This window comes from Streptomyces sp. NPDC038707 (assembly GCF_040636485.1).
Taxonomy (GTDB): domain Bacteria; phylum Actinomycetota; class Actinomycetes; order Streptomycetales; family Streptomycetaceae; genus Streptomyces.
The window spans coordinates 129,541-148,992 of sequence record NZ_JBEZUP010000002.1 but is presented as its reverse complement, the minus strand read 5'-3'; the positions used below and the strand labels follow the sequence as shown (position 1 = coordinate 148,992).

Annotated in this window: 16 protein-coding genes, 1 tRNA gene and 1 pseudogene; 5 read left to right on the top strand and 13 right to left on the bottom strand. The window is 73.2% G+C overall.

Going from position 1 to position 19,452, the window contains the following annotated elements; translation table 11 throughout:
* Positions 1–9 precede the first annotated feature (9 nt).
* Positions 10–729 carry an ABC transporter permease gene (locus AB0E62_RS03295; RefSeq protein WP_362187281.1) on the top strand — a complete coding sequence of 240 codons (720 nt, stop codon included), beginning with the start codon at positions 10–12 and terminating at the stop codon, positions 727–729.
* Positions 730–1,019: 290 nt separating this feature from the next.
* Positions 1,020–1,106, top strand: a tRNA-Ser gene (locus AB0E62_RS03290).
* Positions 1,107–1,208: 102 nt separating this feature from the next.
* On the opposite strand, the gene AB0E62_RS03285 is transcribed toward AB0E62_RS03290, so the two are convergent.
* The 9 genes from AB0E62_RS03285 to AB0E62_RS03245 form a co-directional block, all read right to left on the bottom strand.
* The gene (locus AB0E62_RS03285; RefSeq protein ID WP_362187278.1) at positions 1,209–2,006 is read right to left on the bottom strand and encodes an HAD family hydrolase; all 798 of its coding nucleotides are present in this window, start codon (positions 2,004–2,006) and stop codon (positions 1,209–1,211) included.
* Entirely contained in the window at positions 2,003–3,280 is a 1,278-nt protein-coding gene (gene serS, locus AB0E62_RS03280) for a serine--tRNA ligase (protein WP_362187275.1), read from the bottom strand. Before serS ends, AB0E62_RS03285 begins: the two co-directional genes overlap by 4 nt.
* Before the next feature lie 552 nt (positions 3,281–3,832).
* Positions 3,833–4,765 (bottom strand): prephenate dehydratase, encoded by a 933-nt coding sequence (pheA, locus tag AB0E62_RS03275; protein ID WP_362187272.1) that lies wholly within the window; start codon positions 4,763–4,765, stop codon positions 3,833–3,835.
* A 183-nt stretch (positions 4,766–4,948) separates the two neighbouring features.
* Entirely contained in the window at positions 4,949–6,229 is a 1,281-nt protein-coding gene (efeB, locus tag AB0E62_RS03270; protein WP_362187269.1) for an iron uptake transporter deferrochelatase/peroxidase subunit, read from the bottom strand.
* A gap of 8 nt (positions 6,230–6,237) precedes the next feature.
* Positions 6,238–8,310: a copper resistance protein CopC gene (locus tag AB0E62_RS03265; RefSeq protein WP_362187266.1), complete on the bottom strand. Its 2,073-nt coding sequence runs from the start codon at positions 8,308–8,310 to the stop codon at positions 6,238–6,240.
* A 13-nt stretch (positions 8,311–8,323) separates the two neighbouring features.
* The gene (locus AB0E62_RS03260) at positions 8,324–8,788 is read right to left on the bottom strand and encodes a copper chaperone PCu(A)C (protein WP_362187263.1); all 465 of its coding nucleotides are present in this window, start codon (positions 8,786–8,788) and stop codon (positions 8,324–8,326) included.
* Positions 8,785–9,438 (bottom strand): SCO family protein, encoded by a 654-nt coding sequence (locus AB0E62_RS03255; RefSeq protein WP_362187261.1) that lies wholly within the window; start codon positions 9,436–9,438, stop codon positions 8,785–8,787. Before AB0E62_RS03255 ends, AB0E62_RS03260 begins: the two co-directional genes overlap by 4 nt.
* A gap of 102 nt (positions 9,439–9,540) precedes the next feature.
* Positions 9,541–10,296, bottom strand: coding sequence for a YcnI family protein (locus tag AB0E62_RS03250; protein ID WP_362187258.1), 756 nt, complete (start codon positions 10,294–10,296; stop codon positions 9,541–9,543).
* Between the two features lie 175 nt (positions 10,297–10,471).
* A complete protein-coding gene (locus tag AB0E62_RS03245; protein ID WP_362187255.1) occupies positions 10,472–11,323 on the bottom strand; it encodes a hypothetical protein in 852 nt (283 codons plus the stop codon).
* Between the two features lie 206 nt (positions 11,324–11,529).
* Here AB0E62_RS03245 and AB0E62_RS03240 point away from each other — a divergent pair, with 206 nt between their 5' ends.
* Positions 11,530–11,973, top strand: a complete 444-nt coding sequence (locus tag AB0E62_RS03240) for an ATP-binding protein (RefSeq protein WP_362187252.1) — start codon at positions 11,530–11,532, stop codon at positions 11,971–11,973.
* A gap of 24 nt (positions 11,974–11,997) precedes the next feature.
* Here the strand turns inward: AB0E62_RS03240 and AB0E62_RS03235 are convergent, their stop codons facing one another.
* Together AB0E62_RS03235 and AB0E62_RS03230 are read right to left on the bottom strand one after the other, a co-directional pair.
* The gene (locus AB0E62_RS03235; RefSeq protein WP_362187249.1) at positions 11,998–13,482 is read right to left on the bottom strand and encodes an aminopeptidase P family protein; all 1,485 of its coding nucleotides are present in this window, start codon (positions 13,480–13,482) and stop codon (positions 11,998–12,000) included.
* Between the two features lie 162 nt (positions 13,483–13,644).
* Positions 13,645–15,162 (bottom strand): SpoIIE family protein phosphatase, encoded by a 1,518-nt coding sequence (locus AB0E62_RS03230; RefSeq protein ID WP_362187246.1) that lies wholly within the window; start codon positions 15,160–15,162, stop codon positions 13,645–13,647.
* Between the two features lie 492 nt (positions 15,163–15,654).
* Here AB0E62_RS03230 and AB0E62_RS03225 point away from each other — a divergent pair, with 492 nt between their 5' ends.
* Both AB0E62_RS03225 and AB0E62_RS03220 read left to right on the top strand, forming a co-directional pair.
* Positions 15,655–16,320, top strand: coding sequence for a bifunctional DNA primase/polymerase (locus tag AB0E62_RS03225; protein ID WP_362187243.1), 666 nt, complete (start codon positions 15,655–15,657; stop codon positions 16,318–16,320).
* A gap of 55 nt (positions 16,321–16,375) precedes the next feature.
* On the top strand, positions 16,376–16,975 hold the full coding sequence (locus AB0E62_RS03220; protein ID WP_362187240.1) for a hypothetical protein: 600 nt from the start codon (positions 16,376–16,378) through the stop codon (positions 16,973–16,975).
* A gap of 295 nt (positions 16,976–17,270) precedes the next feature.
* Here AB0E62_RS03220 and AB0E62_RS03215 read toward each other — a convergent pair whose 3' ends face one another.
* Complete coding sequence (locus AB0E62_RS03215) at positions 17,271–18,233, bottom strand: DUF5926 family protein (RefSeq protein WP_362187237.1); 963 nt, start codon at positions 18,231–18,233, stop codon at positions 17,271–17,273.
* A 639-nt stretch (positions 18,234–18,872) separates the two neighbouring features.
* A pseudogene (locus AB0E62_RS03210) lies at positions 18,873–19,448 on the bottom strand (ATP-binding protein); the annotation flags it as partial.
* Between the last annotated feature and the right edge of the window lie 4 nt (positions 19,449–19,452).

Genomic DNA, 19,452 nt, shown 5'->3' with positions numbered 1-19,452 from the left:
AGGCCGAAGATGTACGACCCCACCGTGGCCCGGCTCACCTACCGGGCACTGCTCGGCCGTCGCCGTGCCCTCATCCTCGGCGCGCTCCCGCTGCTGCTGATCGTGATCTCCGTGGTCGTGCGCGCCCTCACCGGGGCCGACGACCAGACCGCGTCCGACGTCCTCGGCGGCTTCGCGCTCGCCACCATGGTGCCGATCATCGGTGTCATCGCGGGCACGGGCGCGATCGGCCCGGAGATCGACGACGGCTCCGTCGTCTATCTGCTGTCCAAGCCGCTCAAGCGGCCCGCGATCATCTTCACCAAGCTCATCGTCGCCATCGCCGTGACCATGGTCTTCTCGGCCGTGCCGACCCTGATCGCGGGCCTGATCCTGAACGGCAACGGCCAGCAGGTCGCCGTCGCCTACACGGTCGCCGCGCTGGTCTCCTCCATCGCCTACTCCGCGCTGTTCCTCCTGCTGGGCACGGTCTCCCGGCACGCGGTGGTGTTCGGGCTCGTCTACGCCCTGGTCTGGGAGGCGCTGTTCGGCTCCCTGGTGCCGGGCGCGCGCACGCTGAGCGTCCAGCAGTGGTCGCTGGCCGTCGCCCACAAGGTCGCCGACGGGCCGCTGGTGACCTCCGACGTGGGCCTGCCGACGGCCACCGTGCTGCTGGTGGCGGTCACCGTCCTGGCCACCTGGTACGCCGGCCAGAAGCTGCGGTCGCTGACGCTCGCCGGCGAGGAGTGACGCGGTCCTGGTTTCCCTGTACGACGGCTCGCCTCCGCGCACCGTTTATTCGATGGCGTCCGATGCGGCGGCGGGGCACAGTGGTCGTGCCCCGACCGCCGGGATCGTCCCGGCGTCACATACCGGGAGTGGAGGCGGGCGATGTCCATGCACGGCAGTACGCCCGGCTCCCGTCAGGGCGGCCCGAGGCCGGCTCCGGAGTAGTCGCCACCGCTCCGTGGAGCCAGGGAACCGCCCGGGGCGGCCGCTTCGAGCACGTGAGCACCACGCTCGCGTGAGGCCGCCCACCCGGAGGATTGGCCGAGTGGCAAGGCACCGGCTTGCTGAGCCGTGGTCGGGCTGGAAAGCCCGCGCACGTTCGATCCGTGCATCCTCCGCGATTCGCTGCCGCTGGGTCGGCCGCGTTGACCGGGTTCGCTGCCTGGTGCGGGTTCGGTGTGGCCCGTCGGGCCCACGCGGCGGAGCCGGCACTTGGCTGGTTACACCAGCAGGCGTTCCAGGACCACCGCGATGCCGTCCTCCTCGTGGGAGGCGGTGATCTCGTCGGCCACCGCCTTCAGCTCCGGGTGGGCGTCGGCCATGGCCACGCCCCGGGACGCCCAGGCGAACATCGGGATGTCGTTGGGCATGTCGCCGAAGGCGATCGTGTCGGCGGCCTTCAGGCCCAGCCGGCGGGCCGCCAGCGAGAGGCCCGTGGCCTTGGACAGGCCGAGCGGAAGCAGTTCGACGACGCCCGCGCCCGCCATGGCCACCGTGACGAAACCGCCGGCCGCCTGCCGGGCCGCCTCCGCCAGCTCGTCGTCGCTCAGCGTCGGATGCTGTATGTAGATCTTGTTGAGCGGGGCCGCCCACAGATCGGAGACGTCCGTGAACGGGGTGCCGGGGAGCCGTCCCGTGACCGCGTAGCCCGGGCCGACCAGCACCTCGCCGTCCAGGCCGTCCCGGCTGGCCGCCAGGTACAGCGGGCCCACCTCGGCCTCGATCTTGGCCAGGGCCACGCCCGCCAGCTGCCGGTCCAGGGTGACCGAGGTCAGCAGGCGGTGCGCGCCGGCGTCGTACACCTGGGCGCCCTGGCCGCAGACGGCGAGACCGTCGTAGCCGAGGTCGTCCAGGATGTGCCGGGTCCACGGGACGGCGCGGCCGGTGACGACGATGTGGGCCGCGCCCGCCGCGGTGGCCGCGGCGAGCGCGTCACGGGTGCGCTGCGAGACCGACTCGTCGGAGCGCAGCAGCGTCCCGTCGAGGTCGGTGGCGATGAGCCCGTACGGGAAGCTCACCGGGACACCGGCTCCAGGACCTCACGGCCGCCCAGGTACGGGCGCAGCACCTCGGGCACGCGGACCGAGCCGTCGGCCTGCTGGTGGTTCTCCAGGATCGCCACGATGGTGCGCGGTACGGCGCACAGCGTGCCGTTGAGCGTGGCCAGCGGCTTGACCTGCTTGCCGTCGCGGACCCGGATGGACAGCCGGCGGGATTGGAACTCGGTGCAGTCCGAGGTCGAGGTCAGCTCGCGGTACTTGCCCTGGGTCGGGATCCACGCCTCGCAGTCGAACTTGCGGGCGGCCGAGGAGCCGAGGTCGGCGGAGGCGACGTCGATGACCCGGAACGGCAGCTCCAGCGAGGTCAGCCACTGCTTCTCCCACTCGAGCAGGCGCTGGTGCTCGGCCTGGGAGTCCTCGGGGGCGACGTACGAGAACATCTCGACCTTGTCGAACTGGTGCACGCGGAAGATGCCCCGGGTGTCCTTGCCGTGCGAGCCGGCCTCGCGGCGGAAGCACGGGGAGAAGCCCGCGTAGCGCAGCGGCAGCCGGTCGGCGTCGATGATCTCGTCCATGTGGTAGGCCGCCAGCGGGACCTCGGAGGTGCCGACCAGGTACAGGTCGTCCTTGTCGAGGTGGTAGACGTCCTGGGCGGCCTGGCCGAGGAAGCCGGTGCCGGCCATGGACTGCGGGCGGACCAGCGCCGGGGTGAGCATCGGGGTGAAGCCGGCCGCGGTCGCCTGCGCGATCGCCGCGTTCACCAGGGCCAGCTCCAGCAGGGCGCCGACGCCGGTGAGGAAGTAGAAGCGGGAGCCGGAGACCTTGGCGCCGCGCTCGACGTCGATCGCGCCGAGCAGCTGGCCCAGCTCCAGGTGGTCCTTGGGCTCGAAGCCCTCGGCACCGAAGTCGCGGATCGTGCCGTGCGTCTCCAGCGTGACGAAGTCCTCCTCGCCGCCGACGGGCACGTCGGGGTGGACGAGGTTGCCGAGGCGGAGCAGCAGTTCCTGGGTCTCGGCGTCGGCCGCGTCGCGCTCGGCGTCGGCGGCCTTGACGTCGGCCTTCAGCTGTTCGGCCCGCTTGAGCAGCTCGGCCTTCTCCTCACCGGCGGCCTTGGGGATCAGCTTGCCGAGCTGCTTCTGCTCGGCGCGCAGCTCGTCGAAGCGGACGCCGGAGGACCTGCGCCGCTCGTCGGCAGACAGGAGGGAGTCGACGAGCGCGACGTCCTCTCCACGGGCGCGCTGGGACGCGCGCACACGGTCGGGGTCCTCACGAAGCAGGCGAAGGTCAATCACGCGGCCAAGGCTACCGGTGCCGGGTCGCGGCTCACGAATCACTATTACGGTGAGTTCGCATTCGCGGCGTACGTTCCGTTATGCGGTAATTGCGCGGGGTGTTCCCTCTCGCCCGCCGCAGGTCAAGGTGAAAGTGTCTCACTCCCTGGGACGGAGCAGGTCCCGGGCGCCCGGTTGACTCGACTCCCTTGTGGAGAAGGGGATTTGGCGAGCCGGTTGTCCACAGAAATCCACACCCTGCCAAGAGTTATCCACAGGCTGTGGGGAAGGTCTGTGGACTTCGGAATTGATCACTGGGGAAAGTTGCGTCCGGGCGAGGAATTCCTGGGCCAAACGTCGTCGACGTCCACTTTCGGGTGGAAAACGGTCGCCCCAAAAGATGAACCGCAGGAAACAGGTGGACGAAGGGCGAGCTGGAGGGCGGTGGCCCCGGCTCGGGGATACAGGGCGATTTGTCGACCCTGTGCCCGCGCCCTGTCGACTTGTCCCCAGGTCGAGAAGGGCACCTGTGGATAACTTCTGTGGATAACGTTCGTCAGGCCGTATGACCGGTCAGAACCGGCCGTCCTGGCAGCGCGCCACCCAGTCCGCCGCCGACATGAACTCCTCGTCCGACGTTCCCGGCGGGGTCGGCCGGGCCTCGCCCGGTGCGATGTCCGCGCGCGGATAGGAACCGAGGAAGCGCACCTGGAGGCAGATCCGCCGCAGTCCCATCAGCGCCTCCGCCATCCGCCGGTCGGCGATGTGGCCCTCGGCGTCGATGCAGAAGCAGTAGTTGCCGATGCCCTCGCCGGTCGGCCGGGACTGGAGCAGCATCAGGTTGATGCCGCGCGAGGCGAACTCGCCGAGCAGGTCGCGCAGCGCACCGGGGTGGTCGTCCCGCTGCCACAGCACCACCGAGGTCTTGTCGGCACCGGTGGGCGCGGCGGGCCGGGCCGGACGGCCGACCAGCACGAACCGGGTCTGCGCGTTCTCCGCGTCGTGGATCCCGGACTCCAGCGCCTCCAGACCGTACCGGGCGGCGGCGAACTCGCCCGCGAAGGCGGCGTCGTAGCGGCCCTCCTGGACCAGGCGGGCGGCGTCCGCGTTCGAGGCCGCCGATTCCCAGACCGCGTCCGGGAGGTGGGCGCGCAGCCAGTTGCGCACCTGCGGCTGGGCCGCCGGGTGGGCGGACACCGTCTTGATGTCCGAGAGCTGCGTGCCGGGCCGGACCAGCAGCGCGAAGGTGATCGACAGCAGCACTTCGCGGTAGATCATCAGTGGTTCGCCCGCGACCAGCTCGTCCAGGGTGGTGGTGATGCCGCCCTCGACGGAGTTCTCGATCGGCACGAACGCGGCCTCGGCCTCGCCGGTCCGGACCGCGTCCAGCGCGGACTGCACCGAGACGTACGGGATCAGCTCCCGGGTGGCCGCCTCCGGAAGCGTGCGCAGGGCGACCTCCGTGAAGGTGCCCTCCGGGCCGAGATAGGCATAGCTCGCTGGCATGGTCCTCACCCTAATGGCCGTAGAGGCGCCCGAGACAGGTGTCTCAGGAATGCCACTCGACCGGGTGGTTTGAGCCCGGTTCATCCCTCAAGCGGCCGTTGCCGCTCCTCGAGCAGCCGGTGCCGTTGCTCGAACGGAGTTTCCGTTCCTCGAACGGGGTTGCCGTTCCCCGGACAGGCGTCGTCATCCTTCGAGCAGCCGCTGACCGACGTACTCGCCCTTTGCCGCCCCGCCCGGCACCGCGAACAGGCCGCTCGCCTCGTGCCGGATGAACGACGACAGCGCGTCGCCCCGGTCGAGCTTGCGCTGCACCGGGACGAAGCCGCGCAGCGGATCGGCCTGCCAGCAGATGAAGAGGAGACCGGCGTCCGGGGTGCCGTCCGCGTCGATGCCGTCGTGGTAGGAGAAGGGCCGCCGCAGCATGGCCGCGCCGCCGTTCCGGTCCGGCCGGGTGATGCGGGCGTGCGCGTTGAGCGGGACCAGGTAGTCGCCCTTGGCGTCCGCCTTCTCCAGGTCCATCGGGGTCGTCTCGTCGCCGCCGGACAGCGGCGCTCCGTTGGCCTTGCGGCGCCCGATGACCTGCTCCTGGGCCGTGGTCGACAGCTTCTCCCAGTCGTCCAGGAGCATGCGGATGCGGCGGACGACGGCGTAGGAGCCGTTCGCCATCCACGCCGGCTCGCCCGAGGCGGGCACGAAGACCCGTTTCTCGAAGTCGGCGTCGGACGGCTTCGGATTGCCGGTGCCGTCGAGCTGGCCCATGAGGTTGCGGGCCGTCATGGGGTGGGCGGTGGCCCCCGGGCTGCGGTTGAACCCGTTCATCTGCCAGCGCACCCGCGCGGCCGACCCGGTGTCCTTCTGGATCGCGCGCAGCGCGTGAAAGGCCACCAGGGCGTCGTCCGCCCCGATCTGCACCCACAGGTCGCCGTCGCTGCGGGACTTGTCGAGCCGGTCGGAGGAGAAGTCCGGCAGTGGGTCCAGCGCGCTCGGCCGCTGCTTCTCCAGCCCGGTCTTCCCGAAGAAGCCGTGCCCGAAGCCGAAGGTGACGGTCAGCGAGGACGGGCCCGCGTCCCGCGCCACATCGGTGTCGCCGTGCGGGGCCGGCTCGCCCGCCATCAGCCGCTCGGCCGTCATCGACCAGCGGCGCAGCAGGGCCGCCGCCTCCTTGCGGCCCGCGCCCGGTGCCAGGTCGAAGGCGACGAGATGGCCGCGCGCCTGGAGTCCCTCGGTGATGCCGGGCTGATGTTTCCCGTGAAACATCGCCCGGCCGGAACCGAGCGCGGTCAGCGGGGTGGCCCCGGCGGGCGCGGCGGCATAGCCCACGGCCCCGCCGGCCGCGCCGAGCACGAGCCCGGTGGCGCCTGCGGTGCCGAGCAGGGCGCGCCGGGAGACGCCGCTCGCGCGGGTGCCGGGCTCCGCCGCCGGGGTGTCGGGGGTACGGACCTGGGAGAGGGACTGGTCGGGCATGGTGGGGTTCAGCCGATCTGCGCGTTCTTGGAGACGGTGGCCTGGTCGATGTCGGAGGTGCGGACCGTGACGGCGATCTTCCAGTCGCCGGCCACGGGGAGCTGCACCCCGCTCGCCGACCAGTGGCCGGTGGTGATGTGGTCGGGGTTCACGGGCAGCGGGCCGATCTTCTGCGCCTCCAGGGTGAAGGAGACCTTCACCTCCGGGACGTCGAAGGCCCGGCCATTGGGGCGCTGGACGTAGAGGTGCATCTCATTGCCGCCGACGCGCGCGGGGTCGAGGCCGACACGGACGACGCCCTTGCCGTCGGCGCCGCCGGTGTCGAACGGCATGTCCAGGGTGAGCGTGCCGGAGGCCGCCGAGGTGCCGGAGCCGGCCGGGGACGAGGTGGCGGCCTTGGCCTCCTGCTCGGTGCGGCCCGGCTCGGTCTGGGTCAGCGCGGTGGTGACGGCGAGCAGGACGAGGGCGACACCGGCCTCGGCGAGTACCGAGCGGCGCAGTCCGAAGCGGTTCTCGTCGGCGTCGCGCAGCCGCTTCTGCCGGGCGGCGTCGACGGCCGCGCGCTGCCGGGCGAGCTGGGCGGCCCGCCGGGCGTCACCAGGGTCTCCGCCCGTGCCGCCGGGGTCTCCGCCCGTGCCGCCGGGGTCTCCGTCCCCGGCGGCACCGCGGGCCGTGCCGGTCGCGGAGACCCGCTCCCGGACGTCCGCGCCCGCGACCCGTTCCTCCCGGGCCGGGACGGACTCGGACTGCCCGGCATCGGCGGCCGTGGCCTGCTCCGTCCGCCGCTCGCGCTCGGTGCCGGCGGCCAGGGCCTCCGTCTTCTGCCGCTCCTGTCCGGCATCCGCCGTCCCGTCGGTGAGCCGTCCCGTCCACCGCCGGGACAGGCCCGCGATGCCGACCAGCACCACCACCAGGGCGATCTTGGCCAGCAGCAGCTGCCCGTACCGGGTCCCGGTGAACGCCGACCAGGAGCCGAGCTGCCGCCAGGACTGGTAGACGCCGGTGGCGACGAGCGCGAGGACCGAGCCGAAGGCCAGCCGGGAGAAGCGCCGGACGGCGGCGGCCTCGACCGGCTGCTCGGCCGGTGCCCGGTACAGCGCGGTCAGCAGGGCGGTGAGCCCGCCCAGCCAGGCGGCGACGGCCAGCAGGTGGACGACGTCCACCGGCATGGCCAGGCCCGGCTGGAGCCCGGTGGAGGCGTGCTCGGCCATGGCCCAGCTGGTGGCGAGCCCCGCCGCGACGACCACCCCGCCGACCGCGAGCCCGAAGGTCAGGTCGCGCTTCTCGGTGAGGTCCGTACGCCGGGTGTAGGTGCCGAAGAGGACGGCGACGAACAGCGCGGCGGCGGCGAGCAGCAGCAGCCGGGAGACCAGCGCGGCCCCGGTCTTGGTCTGGAGCACCTGGCCGAGCAGATCGAGGTCGAAGACGTCGGCGAACTTCCCGGAGGTGGTGTACGAGCCGCGCAGGAGCAGCAGCCACAGGGTGGCCGCCGTCAGCGCGATCCAGCCGCCGACGACGAGCCGCTGCACGGCCCGCACCCCGGCGCCGCGCTGCCAGCAGGCGAGCACGAAGGCCGCGCCGCCGACGAGCACGAGGAAACCGGCGTACGACACATACCGGCCGACCGCGTAGAGCCCGCCCACGGCCCCGCCGCCCGCGGCCGGCGCGGTGCCGGCCACGACGGTGGGCGAGGGCGCGCCGACGGAGAAGGTGTAGGCGCCGGCGACGGGGTGGCTGTCCGCCGAGACCACCTGGTAGGTGACGGTGTAGGTGCCCTTGGCCAGGCCGTTCTTGAGTTTCACTGCGTACGTCGTCCCGCTCACGTGGGCGGGCGCGCCCGTCTGCACCGGCGTGCCCCGGGGGTCGAGGACGCGCACGGAGTCGTCGCCCATGGCCACCTTCTCGGAGAAGGTGAGCGACACCTGGGTGGGCGCCCGGCCGGCCACCACCCCCTGCGCGGGGTCGCTGCCGGTCAGCGCCGCGTGGGCGGAGGCGGGCGAGGCGCCCGCCAGCAGCGCGCCGGTGACGGCGAGCAGGAGCAGCAGCAGCGTCCGCAGACGGGGGGCGGTGGTCCGGGTCACGGTGGTCCCTCCCTCAGTGGCCGGTCGACGGGTTGTACGTCGCGGACTTCACCGGCATCTCGACGGTGAGCGGCCCGGACTTGGCGAACGTGAGCTTCACGGTGACCGTCTGGCCCTGCTTCGGTGCCCGCTTCAGCCGCTCGAACATCAGGTGGTTGCCCCCGCTGCGGAACACCAGCCGGCCGTGCGCCGGTATGCCGAAGGAGGACTCCTCCGCCATGGCCCCGCCGTCGGTGCTGTGCATGGTGACCTGCCCGGCGACATCGCTGCTGACCGAGGTCAGCTCGTCGCCGGCCCCGCCCTCGTTGGTGATCGTCAGGAACCCGGCGGCCATGTCGGCGGAGACCGGCTGGGGCATGTAGGGGGAGCTGACGGACAGGTCCGCCGTCCCCGCGTCCGCGCGCGCCGAGTCCGAACAGCCGGTGAGCGCCAGCGCGGAGGCGAGCGCGCCGGCGGCCAGGACGGCGCCGCGCCTCACGGGTTGGCTCCCTCGACGAGCTTGGGCAGGTCCCTGGTGTAGTCGTCGGCCGAGGCGTTCTCGCCGTAGAGGACGTAGCCGGCGTCGGTCTTCGGGGAGAAGGCGACGACCTGGGTGCCGTGCATGGAGACGAGCTTGCCGTTCTTGTCCTTCTTCGTCGGCTCCACGGCGATGCCGAGGGCCCGGGCGCCGGCCTGGACCTTGGCGAAGTCGCCGGTCAGGCCGATGAAGGCGGGGTCGATGCCCTTGAGCCACTTGCCCAGCTCGGCGGGGGTGTCGCGGCCGGGGTCGGTGGTGATGAACACGACCTTCAGGTCGTCCTGCTCGGCCTTGGGCAGCGCCTTCTTGGCGACGGCGATGTTGCTCATCGTGGCCGGGCAGATGTCCGGGCAGTGGGTGTAGCCGAAGTAGACGAGGGTCGGGTGGCCCTTGGTCTCCTTACGGAGGTCGTACTTCTTGCCGTGGGTGTCGGTGAGGACCAGGGCCGGCTTGTCGAACGGCTGGTCCAGCACGGTGGCGGGCCTGTTCGCGTCGGAGCCGCCGGAGACCACGGCGATCGGTGCGTTGTCGTCGTTCCCGCTGCCGCAGGCGGAGAGGGTCAGGGTGGCGGCGGCGAGCAGCGCCGCCGCGGCGAACGTCTTCTTGCGCATAGGAAAATGTCCCAGATGTGTGAACTCCGGCGCGCACCGGGGTCGCGCGAAGCCGTGCGGGGACGGCCCCGCGCGACGCCCGGTACGCGCCGTGGAATCAGGTCAGGCGGCGGTGCGGCGGCGGCCGGCGAGGACGCCGAAGGCCACGCCCGCGACGCCGACGACGATGCCGGCCACGCCGAGCACGCGCGCGGTGGTGTCGGTGTCGTCACCGGAGTCACCGGAGTCACCGGAGTCACCGGAGTCCGCGGCGGCCGTCTTCTCGGTCTGCCCGGCCTTGCCGGTGGCGTTGGCGGCGCTCGCCGAGCCGTGTCCGTCCTCGTCGGCGGCGGTCAGCTTCAGCACCGGGGCCGGGTTCTCCGGCTCGTCCTGGCCTTCCTGCGGGACCTCGATCCAGCGCACCACTTCCTTGTCGGAGTAGGTCTGCAGGGCCTTGAAGACCAGTTGGTCGCTGTCCTCGGGCAGGGCGCCCAGGGAGAGCGGGAACTTCTGGAAGAAGCCGGGCTCGATGCCCTTGCCGTCGGCCGTCCAGGTGACCTTGGTGACGGCCTCGTTGATCTTCTCGCCGTGCATGGTCAGCGGCTTGTCCAGCTTGGACTTGGTGACGGTGGCCTTCCAGCCGGGCACCGGCTGCGGCATCACCGAGGCGATCGGGTGGTCGGCCGGCAGGCTGATCTCGACCTTGGTGGTCGAGGCGTCGTCGCGCTCGTTGGGGACCTTGACGTCCACGACCGCGTAGCCGCCCTTGGCCGCGGTGCCCTCCGGCTGCACGGTGACATGCGCGAACGCGGGGGCGGACAGGGCGAGGACGGCCGAGCCGGCGACGAGGGCGGCGGCGGTGATGCGGGAAGCCTTCATGGCAGGGAGTACTCCACTCCGGGTGAGATGTCCGTGGTGATCGGGAGTACGCGTGCGCGTGACCGTGCCACTCGTAGAGGGGGCCGGTACCGGTCGCGCACGCGCGCGTGCCGCACGACGGCGGCGCCTCCCGTCCGGCTCTCTCGGATCCGGTCGTGGTGGTCGTCCCGTCGTGTCAGGCGGCGAGGCGGAAGGCGGCGGCGGGCGGGCCGCGCCGGATCACCGTGTGCTGGAGTACGGCGGTGTGCGGGGCCGGGGTGTCGTCCCGGCCGGGGCGGCGGCCGCGAGGGCCGGCCCCGGCGTCCGGCAGCAGCCCGGCGCACAGGGCGCGCGCCAGCGCGAGCGCGGCGCGCAGGGACCGTACGAGGGCCGTCTCGGCGACCTCGTGCGCTCCGTGCGCCGACAGGTCGATCAGCCGCAGCACGGCCAGGTCCCCGCGGCGCAGCAGCCAGCCGGCGGCCACGGCCGCGAGCACATGGCCGAGCAGCATCGGCAGCGAGGGCAGCAGGCCGGCCGAGGCGCCCGCGGCGTCGTGGGCGTGCTCCATGGTGCCCAGGGCCGACGTGGGCCGGCCCGACCGGTCGATCAGCCGGGCGTCGAGCAGCAGCCGGTAGGCGTGCCCGGGGGTGAGGGACGGCGGGGTCGACCCGCACAGGAGCCGGGTGGCCTGCTCCACCAGCGCCCGGTCGTGCAGCGCCGGGCCGGTGGACCCGCCGGTCGTCGCCGCGGCCGGCCCGGCCATCGCGGCCCCGTGCTGGCCCAGCCCGAACAGCGTGTGCAGCGCGGTCTGGCCGAGGGCGAGCAGTGCGGCGATGCCCGGCAGCGAGCGGGTCCGCCCGGTGAGCGGGGCCACGAGCAGCAGACAGCCGGCGAAGCCCGCCGCGAGCGTCCACAGCGGCACGCCCGCGCAGGAGGCCAGGGTGTGCCCGCCCGCGGCCAGCGCGACACAGGCCGCGGCGAACACCGCGGCCCGCAGGATCCGGAGCCCGGCTCCGGGACGCGCCGTGCGCGGGTGGGGGGCAGTCATGGCGGGCTCATCATCCCACTGCCCCTGTCATCCGCCTACGGCAGGTCGGCCGAGCCGCCGTCGTTCACCGGTTCGACCGGCCCATACACCGATTCCCGCCCCGGCGCATCGGCCATCCGGGCCCGGTAACCCCGACGGAGTGCTTATGGCAGCCCACGCGCGGCAATACGTAACGGTATGTCGAGCCGCGGCCAGGAGGCTGGAGCATGAGCATCTGGTGGTCACTCCATCTGCGGCGCGAGGCCGCCAGCGTGCCGCTCGCGCGACGGCTGCTGATCGGCACGATGGAGACGGCGGGCGTCGACCCGGACATCTCCTACGACCTGTCGGTGGCCCTCTCCGAGGCCTGTGCGAACGCCGTCGAGCACGGCGGGGACGCCGCGCCCGGTGCCTCGCAGGCCTACCGGGTGACGGCGTACCTCGACGGGGAGAAGTGCCGTATCGAGGTGGCCGATTCCGGGCCCGGCCTGCCCCGCGCCCAGGACTTCCGGCCGGCCCGTGCGGACGCCGAGCACGGACGCGGCCTGTGTCTGATCCAGGAGCTGACCGACCACGTCCACATCGGGGCGAAGCCCGGCCGGGGCGGGACGGTGGTCAGCTTCGACAAGATCCTCAAATGGACGAAGGACCCCTCGCTGCTCACCGCGTGAGCGCGAGGGGTCCGTGCCGCCGGATCAGCCCTTGAGCGCGGCCATCCACGCCTCGACCTCGTCGGAGCGGCGCGGCAGCCCCGCCGAGAGGTTCCGGTTGCCGTCCTCCGTGACGAGGATGTCGTCCTCGATCCGGACGCCGATGCCCCGGTACTCCTCGGGCACGGTCAGGTCGTCGGCCTGGAAGTACAGACCCGGTTCGACGGTGAGCACCATGCCCGGCTCCAGGGTGCCGTCCACGTAGGTCTCGGTCCGCGCGGCGGCGCAGTCGTGGACGTCCATGCCGAGCATGTGCCCGGTGCCGTGCAGGGTCCAGCGGCGCTGCAGGCCCAGCTCCAGGACGCGCTCGACCGGGCCCTCGACCAGCCCCCACTCCACGAGCCGCTCGGCCAGCACGCGCTGGGCCGCGTCGTGGAAGTCGCGGAACTTGGCGCCCGGCCTGACGGCCGCGATCCCGGCCTCCTGGGCGTCGTACACGGCGTCGTAGATCTTCTTCTGGATCTCGCTGTACGTGCCGTCGACCGGCAGCGTGCGCGTGACGTCGGCGGTGTACAGGGTGTGCGTCTCCACGCCGGCGTCCAGCAGGAGCAGGTCGCCGGAGCGGACCGGGCCGTCGTTGCGGACCCAGTGCAGGGTGCAGGCGTGCGGGCCGGCCGCGCAGATGGAGCCGTAGCCGATGTCGTTGCCCTCGACGCGCGCGCGGAGGAAGAAGGTGCCCTCGATGTAGCGCTCGGAGGTCGCCTCGGCCTTGTCGAGGACCTTCACCACGTCCTCGAAGCCGCGCACGGTGGAGTCGACGGCCTTCTGCAGCTCGCCGACCTCGAACGCGTCCTTGACCAGGCGCATCTCGGAGAGGAAGACGCGCAGTTCCTCGTCGCGCTCGGCGGTGACCTTGTCGGTCAGGGCCGCCTCGATGCCGGCGTCGTGCCCGCGCACCACGCGGACCGGACCGGTGGCCTCGCGGAGCTTGCCGGCCAGCTCGCGCACATCGGCGGCCGGGATGCCGTAGAGCGCCTCGGACTCGGTGAGGGAGTGCCGGCGGCCGACCCACAGCTCGCCCTGGCCGGAGAGCCAGAACTCGCCGTTCTCGCGGTTCGAGCGGGGCAGGAGGTAGAGCGTCGCCTCGTGGCCCTCGCCCTTGGGCTCCAGGACCAGGACGCCGTCCTCGGTCTGGTTGCCGGTGAGGTACGCGTACTCGACGGAGGCGCGGAAGGGGTACTCGGTGTCGTTCGAGCGGGTCTTCAGGTTGCCCGCCGGGATGACCAGGCGCTCGCCCGGGAAGCGGGCGGAGAGCGCGGCGCGGCGGCGCGCGGTGTGCGCGGCCTGCTCGACCGGCTCCAGGTCACGCAGCTCCGTGTCGGCCCAGCCGGACTTCATGTTCTCGGCCAGCTCGTCGGAGACGCCCGGGTACAGGCCGTTCTTCCGCTGCTTGACCGGCTCCTCGGGCTCGGTCTCCGGGCCCTCCGCGGTAGCGGTGTCGGGCACAGCCGGGTTGAGCTCGTCGGACACGTGATCCTCCTCGATACGCCAGTGATCTCCCCCGGGGCCCGTGCGCTCCTGCTTGTGGCCGAGCGGGGCCTCCATCATCGTACGGTCGTACCGGAAGCGGGCGGGGCCGGATGACCTGTTATGCCCGGTCATACCGGCCGGCCGGAACCGTCGCCGGGCCCGTCAGTCGAAGCGGGCCGCCAGCAGGACCACGTCCTCCTCGCTGTCGGCCGTGTCCAGGCCGTCCGGCAGGACCGTGCGCAGGACGTGGTCGGCGACGGCCCCCGGGTCGTGCCGCAGCGCGCGCGGGACGCCCGCGGCGGCGGCGTGCAGCCGGGCGAAGGCGCGGTCCATCGGCTCGCCGGTACGGTGCAGCAGTCCGTCGGTGTAGAGCAGGACCGTCTCCCCGGCCTCCGCCTGCACCTCGGCGCTGGGCGCCTCCCAGCAGGCGAGCATGCCGAGCGGCGCGGAGACGGAGGTCTCGGCGAACTCCGTGCGCCGCTCGCCGATCAGCAGCGGCGGGCTGTGCCCGGCGCCGGCCAGGGTGATCCGGCGCAGCGCGGGCTCGCAGTAGGCGAACAGGGCGGTGGCCGAGCGGGCGGGCTCGGTCAGCCGCAGCAGCAGTTCCAGGTCGGACAGGACGGCGACCGGGTCCTCGCCCTCCATCACGGCGTACGCGCGCAGGGAGGCGCGCAGCCGGCCCATGGCGGCCACCGCGCCGGGCCCCGAGCCGGTGACCGAGCCGACGGACAGGCCGAGCGCGGCGTCCGGCAGCGGCAGCGCGTCGTACCAGTCGCCGCCGCCGCGCGGGCCCGCGCGGTGCCGGGCGGCGAGCCGGACGCCGGGCACCCGGGGCAGCCGGGAGGGCAGCAGCCCGTCGGTGAGGGCCGCCACGCACGAGCGGGTGCGTTCCACCTCCAGCAGCCGCGCCAGGTGCTCGGTGGCGTGCCGGACGTACAGCCCGGCGAGGTGGCGGCGGCGCGGGTGCGGCTCGCTCGGTTCGTCGTACAACCACACGACGGCGCCGAGCCGGCCGGCGGACTCGGTGGCGAGGGGCAGGGCGTAGCTGGCGGCGTAGCCGAGGCGGACGGCCACCTCCCGGTGGCGCGGGTCGAGACCGTCCTCGGCGAGCAGGTCGGGATGGACCAGCTCGGCGCCGCCGCCGGTGTCGTACGGCAGCGAGGCGCGCGGCACGGTCTCGAGGTGACCGAGGTCGGCGCGGCCGAGGCCGAGGCCGAGGCTGGTGCGGGGACCGAGCCCGTCGGCGGGCTCCAGGGCGACCAGGCCGCGGCGGGCGCCGACCAGGGCGGCGCCGGCGCGCAGCAGTTCATGCAGGGCGGCGTCGAGCGCGCTGGTGCGGGAGAGGCGCTCGGTGAGTTCGTGGAGGGTCGTCAGATCGGAGACCCAGCCGGCCAGCCGGTCCTGGAGCAGGGTGCCGGGGGCGGGGGTGTTCGGCGCCGGGACGGGAGTGGTGCCCGGGACCTGAGGGGTCCCAGAGGCCGGTGGGACAGGCGTCGCAGTGTGGGCGGGCGTGGGTACTGTTGAATCGATTCCGGCCACTTTCGGAGGGTGCGGGGCGTTCATGGCGTCCGGCTTCCAGACCGGCGCGTATTGCTGGAAAGCATCGCAAACCCCCATGTCATTCTGCGCCGCTAGCAGTGTCTCCACATGTACACGCACTCGTGAGGGGATGTCCAGCATTGTCCTGCGGGGATTCCTGGTGTCCAGGGGGCTGGAGAGGTTTTGTCCTAACCCCTTGCCTTACCGCCAAGTTGGCTTAAAACTGCCTTAGGTATCGGTGCATTGCGGTCGACTGGCCCTGCTCCACGGAGCGTCACATCGGTCGTGATGGGTACGTACTCGGAGAAGGCCAGGGGTGGTTGGGGGCCACCCGGAACCTGGCGACGGACCCGGGCGTCATAGCCACCGACGGCCGAGCCCCATCCTCCCGTGGCGGAGGCGGAGAGAAACACGCGCGACGGCAAAACGCCAGACTTCGCCACCCCCGCGCCGCGACCGTGCTTTTGATAGACGCACTATGGACGCGGACGCGGCCCACGCTCGACCCCCTGGGGTTTCCCTGCCGTGCGCGGGGTGTGATGCGCCATCAGGTACGCACAGTGAAGTGATCGACACATGGTGTGATGTAGCCCACGGTGTTGCCAGCGGTGCAACGGAAAGGAACGAGCGCTCATGCGCGAGATCCTCGGAAGGCGACGCAGGCTCCTGTCCAGGCGGAACGGCGGGAAGCCCGAGCTGATCGGCGCGGCCCTGTCCTTCGCGACGGAATGGCAGTGGCCGGTACTCCCCGGTGTGGCGCCGGACCCGCAGGGGCGGGCCCGCTGCGCCTGCCCCGACCCGGAGTGCACGGTGCCCGGTGCCCACCCCTTCGACCCGGGACTGCTCGCCGCCACCACCGACGCGCGCATGGTGCGCTGGTGGTGGACCGACCGGCCGGGCGCCCCGATCATCCTGGCGACCGGGGGCCGGGCGCCCTGCGCGGTCAGCCTGCCGGCCCTCGCGGCCTCCCGCGCCCTCGCCCTGCTCGACCGGCGCGGCATGCGGCTCGGCCCGGTCATCGCCTCGCCCACCCGCTGGGCGCTGCTGGTGAAGCCGTACTCCATGGAGCAACTCGGCGAACTGCTCTACGCCAAGGACTTCGTCCCCGGCTCCCTGCGCTTCCACGGCACGGGCGGCTATCTCGCGCTGCCCCCGTCCGAGACCGGCCAGGGCGCCGTCCGCTGGGAGCGCGCCCCGCTGCCCGGCTCGGCCGCGCCCTGGGTGCCCGATGTGGAGGCCGTGGTGGACGCCGTGGTCGACGCCCTCACTCGTACGGGTGTGAGCGCGCCGGAGTTGTAGGGGTGTCGGGCGCGGCCGGGGCGGGCGGGGCCCGCCCGCTCGTTATCTTCCGGGCATGCTGCGTCATCCCGGCGGCCACCGCGCCCCACAGCCGCGTCACGGCGGGCGGCGCCCGCGCGGGCCGCGGCTGCTCGCCCTCGGGACCCTCGTGGCGGCCGTGGCCGCGCTGCCGCTGACCGTGGCGTCCGCGGGGCAGGTGGGCGAGGCGTCCGCCGGGCGGGCGGCCGAGGCCGGCCGGAGCGTCGTACCGGCCGCTTCCCGGGCCGGCGCCACGACCGGCGCGCACGGCGCCCGCCGCACCCGCGTCCCGCTCGGCGCCGGTGTCGCCACCGCCGTCCGCTGCGGCCCGGCGCTCACCTCGCCGGAGGGCGTGGAGGCGCAGACCTGTGTGCTGACCCAGGGCGAGGACACCTGGGCGCGCACCTACTACCGCAACGCCACCGGCAGGCCGCTGGACGCGCTGCTGAGCCTGATGGGACCGGACGGCCGGACGGTCCTGACGCACTGCCTCACCGGCACCGGTGACGAGCCCGCGACCTGCGAGACGCCGCGCGAGCGCGTCCGCGGCGTACCGGACGCCTGCACGGCCGTCACCGAGTTCGCCGCGCACGGTGGGGACGGGGCGCTGCTCCTCCGCTCGGGCAGCAACTCCTGAGGGACACCGGCCGGTTGACGCCGCGCCGCGCTCCGTACACCGGCGCGGACACGGCCACGGGTGCGGCGCGCGCCCGGATCAGGGCATGGAAAGGCCCGGTTGCTGGCGACGGGGGATGCACCAGCAACCGGGCTACAGGAACGGTAACAAGAGATCGGCGGTTCGCAAATTCGGTCTTGCCGATTCGGACACCGATTTTCCGGGAGAAGCGCCGAGTTGTGACACGAGTCACCCTCTGCGCGGTCCGTCGGCACGGCCTGCCGACGGGCCGGCCGTGCCCTCCGGGTCCGGCGCGTCAGCTGAGCGTGACCTGCCGGTTGGTCAGTCCGCCGCGCGCCCGGCGCTCCTCCGGGGTGAGCGGTTCCGCGACGGCGAGGGCGGCGGCGAGGCGCTCGGCGAACTCGGCGGCCGGCCGCTCCACGTCCTTGGCCGAGACGCCGCTCGGCAGGTCCCAGACCGGCACGGTGAGGCCGTGAGCACGGAAGGAGCCCACGAGCCGGGTGCCCTCGCCGAGGCTGGAGCGGCCCTGCGCGTGCAGCCGCGCGAGAGCGTCCAGAAGCTGCTCCTCCGGGTGCGGCATCACCCAGCGCAGGTGGTTCTTCTCCGGGGTCTCGCACCAGTACGCGGCGTCCACGCCGGACAGCCGCACGGTCGGGATCGCGGCGGCGTTGGCCCGCTCGAGGGAGGCGGCCACCTCCGGGGCGGCGTTCTCCGCGTCCGGCACCCAGAACTCGAAACCGCTGTGCACGACCGGCTCGAAAACGCCCTCCGGGTCCAGCAGGTCCTGCAGCCGCGGGCCCTCGGCGGGAGCGCGGCGGCCCTGCACCGGGGTGCCCGGCTCGGCCTCCAGGGCGCGCAGCAGGGTGTCGGCGAGGTCGCGGCTGATGTCACCGGACGCCGTGTCGTTCTGCAGGCCGAGCAGGACCGAGCCGTCGTCCCGGCGCAGCGCGGGCCAGGCCATCGGCAGCACCGTGGCGAGGGTGACCGACGGCACGCCCTCGGGCAGGCCGTCCCGCAGGGTCAGTCCGGCCGTCGCGGCCGGGACCAGCTCGCGCAGCGCGACCCAGTCGCACTCGCCGGGCAGTGACTCGAACGGACGCTGCACCAGCTCGGTCACGGCGTGCGCGGCGGCCCGGCCGTGGCAGGCCTTGTAGCGCCGGCCGCTGCCGCAGGGGCAGGGTTCGCGGGCGCCGACAACCGGGATCTCCCCGTCGATCGGCTGAGGCTTGGCCTTCGTCTGGGGTCGCTTCTTGGCCATGGTGGGTGTCTCCCGGTTACGGCTCTTCTCGTACGTCGGGAGCCTAGCCGTTCGGGCCGTGAGCGACGGGAACCTGTGGACAACGTACGGGCGATCGAGGGATGGGGCGGGAACGGGGGGCCGGGGGAGGCGAGTTCCCGGGTGCGCTCGCGGTGCCTTCGTCCGCTCGCCGGTGCGTGCCGGCCGGCGCGCGCGTCGGTGTCTGCCCGTGTCCGCTGCCGCTCGCGCCGTCCGCGGTCAGTCCAGGTCCTCGAACGCGTCGGCGAAGTCCAGGCCGGACAGGTCCGGCAGCGGCGGTCCGGGGGCGGTCAGCCCGGGGGCGGTCAGTCCGGACAAGGGCACGTCCGGGGAGGTCCTGCCCGTCAGTCTCGTGTCCGATATGCCCGTCAGCGCGGCCTCCGGCAGGTCCGTCGACGGCGTGACCGGGCCGGGCGCGTCCGGCGACGTCCCGTTCGCGGCGGGACGACGGGGCAACGGCCCGTCACCAGCCGCCGCACCCGGCAGCGTTGCCTCCGTGGCCGCCGCCACGCCCAGTTCCCTGCCGGGGGCCGCCGCCACGGCCGGCAGCTCCACTCCCGAGGCCGGTGTCACGGCCGGCAGCGCCAGGTCCGTCAGCGGTGTCCTCCGTCTCGCGGACCGGGTGACGCGCGTAGCGAACGGGTCGTGGCAGCGGCCCGCATCGGGATCGTGGACGTCCCCGTGGACCAGCACCCAGACCGTCACCTCGCCCTCGACGTCGTCCCGGACGCCCCAGTCGTCGGCGAGGGCCGTGATGATGTTCAGCCCGCGTCCGCCGTGCGCGGTCACCGACGGTGTCGCCGGTGCCGGGCGGGTCGGGCCGCCGCCGTCCGTGACCTCCACGAGGAGCCGCCCGCGCGCGTCGACCCGCCAGGCGGCACGGACGTCGCCGTCCCCGGCCGCCGCGTCCCCCAGCGGCCGCCCGTGCCGGCAGGCATTGCTCAGCAGTTCGGAGAGGATCAGTACGGCGTCGTCGATGACCGACTCCGCCACACCCCCGCTGCGCAGCTGCGCCCGCATCCGGTGCCGCGCCTTCCCCACGCCCGCAGGGCCATGGGGTACGGCCATGCTCGACGACGTGGGCACTTCCTGTGCCACCACCAACGCCACCCCCGAGACCTCCTTCGCCCCACGCCACGGTGTGGATGCCCTTTTGGCCTGGACCGGAAACCGGCCAGTCCTCTTCCGGTGACGCATTCGA

What these genes read in the sequence shown, in the direction of transcription:
- pheA (WP_362187272.1), bottom strand. Translation starts at nt 4,765, where the DNA reads ATGCCAGCGAGCTATGCCTATCTCGGCCCGGAGGGCACCTTCACGGAG.
- AB0E62_RS03240 (WP_362187252.1), top strand. Translation starts at nt 11,530, where the DNA reads ATGAGCATCTGGTGGTCACTCCATCTGCGGCGCGAGGCCGCCAGCGTG.
- AB0E62_RS03215 (WP_362187237.1), bottom strand. Translation starts at nt 18,233, where the DNA reads ATGGCCAAGAAGCGACCCCAGACGAAGGCCAAGCCTCAGCCGATCGAC.
- AB0E62_RS03220 (WP_362187240.1), top strand. Translation starts at nt 16,376, where the DNA reads ATGCTGCGTCATCCCGGCGGCCACCGCGCCCCACAGCCGCGTCACGGC.
- AB0E62_RS03255 (WP_362187261.1), bottom strand. Translation starts at nt 9,438, where the DNA reads ATGCGCAAGAAGACGTTCGCCGCGGCGGCGCTGCTCGCCGCCGCCACC.
- AB0E62_RS03245 (WP_362187255.1), bottom strand. Translation starts at nt 11,323, where the DNA reads ATGACTGCCCCCCACCCGCGCACGGCGCGTCCCGGAGCCGGGCTCCGG.
- AB0E62_RS03250 (WP_362187258.1), bottom strand. Translation starts at nt 10,296, where the DNA reads ATGAAGGCTTCCCGCATCACCGCCGCCGCCCTCGTCGCCGGCTCGGCC.
- AB0E62_RS03225 (WP_362187243.1), top strand. Translation starts at nt 15,655, where the DNA reads ATGCGCGAGATCCTCGGAAGGCGACGCAGGCTCCTGTCCAGGCGGAAC.
- AB0E62_RS03230 (WP_362187246.1), bottom strand. Translation starts at nt 15,162, where the DNA reads ATGCTGGACATCCCCTCACGAGTGCGTGTACATGTGGAGACACTGCTA.
- efeB (WP_362187269.1), bottom strand. Translation starts at nt 6,229, where the DNA reads ATGCCCGACCAGTCCCTCTCCCAGGTCCGTACCCCCGACACCCCGGCG.
- AB0E62_RS03295 (WP_362187281.1), top strand. Translation starts at nt 10, where the DNA reads ATGTACGACCCCACCGTGGCCCGGCTCACCTACCGGGCACTGCTCGGC.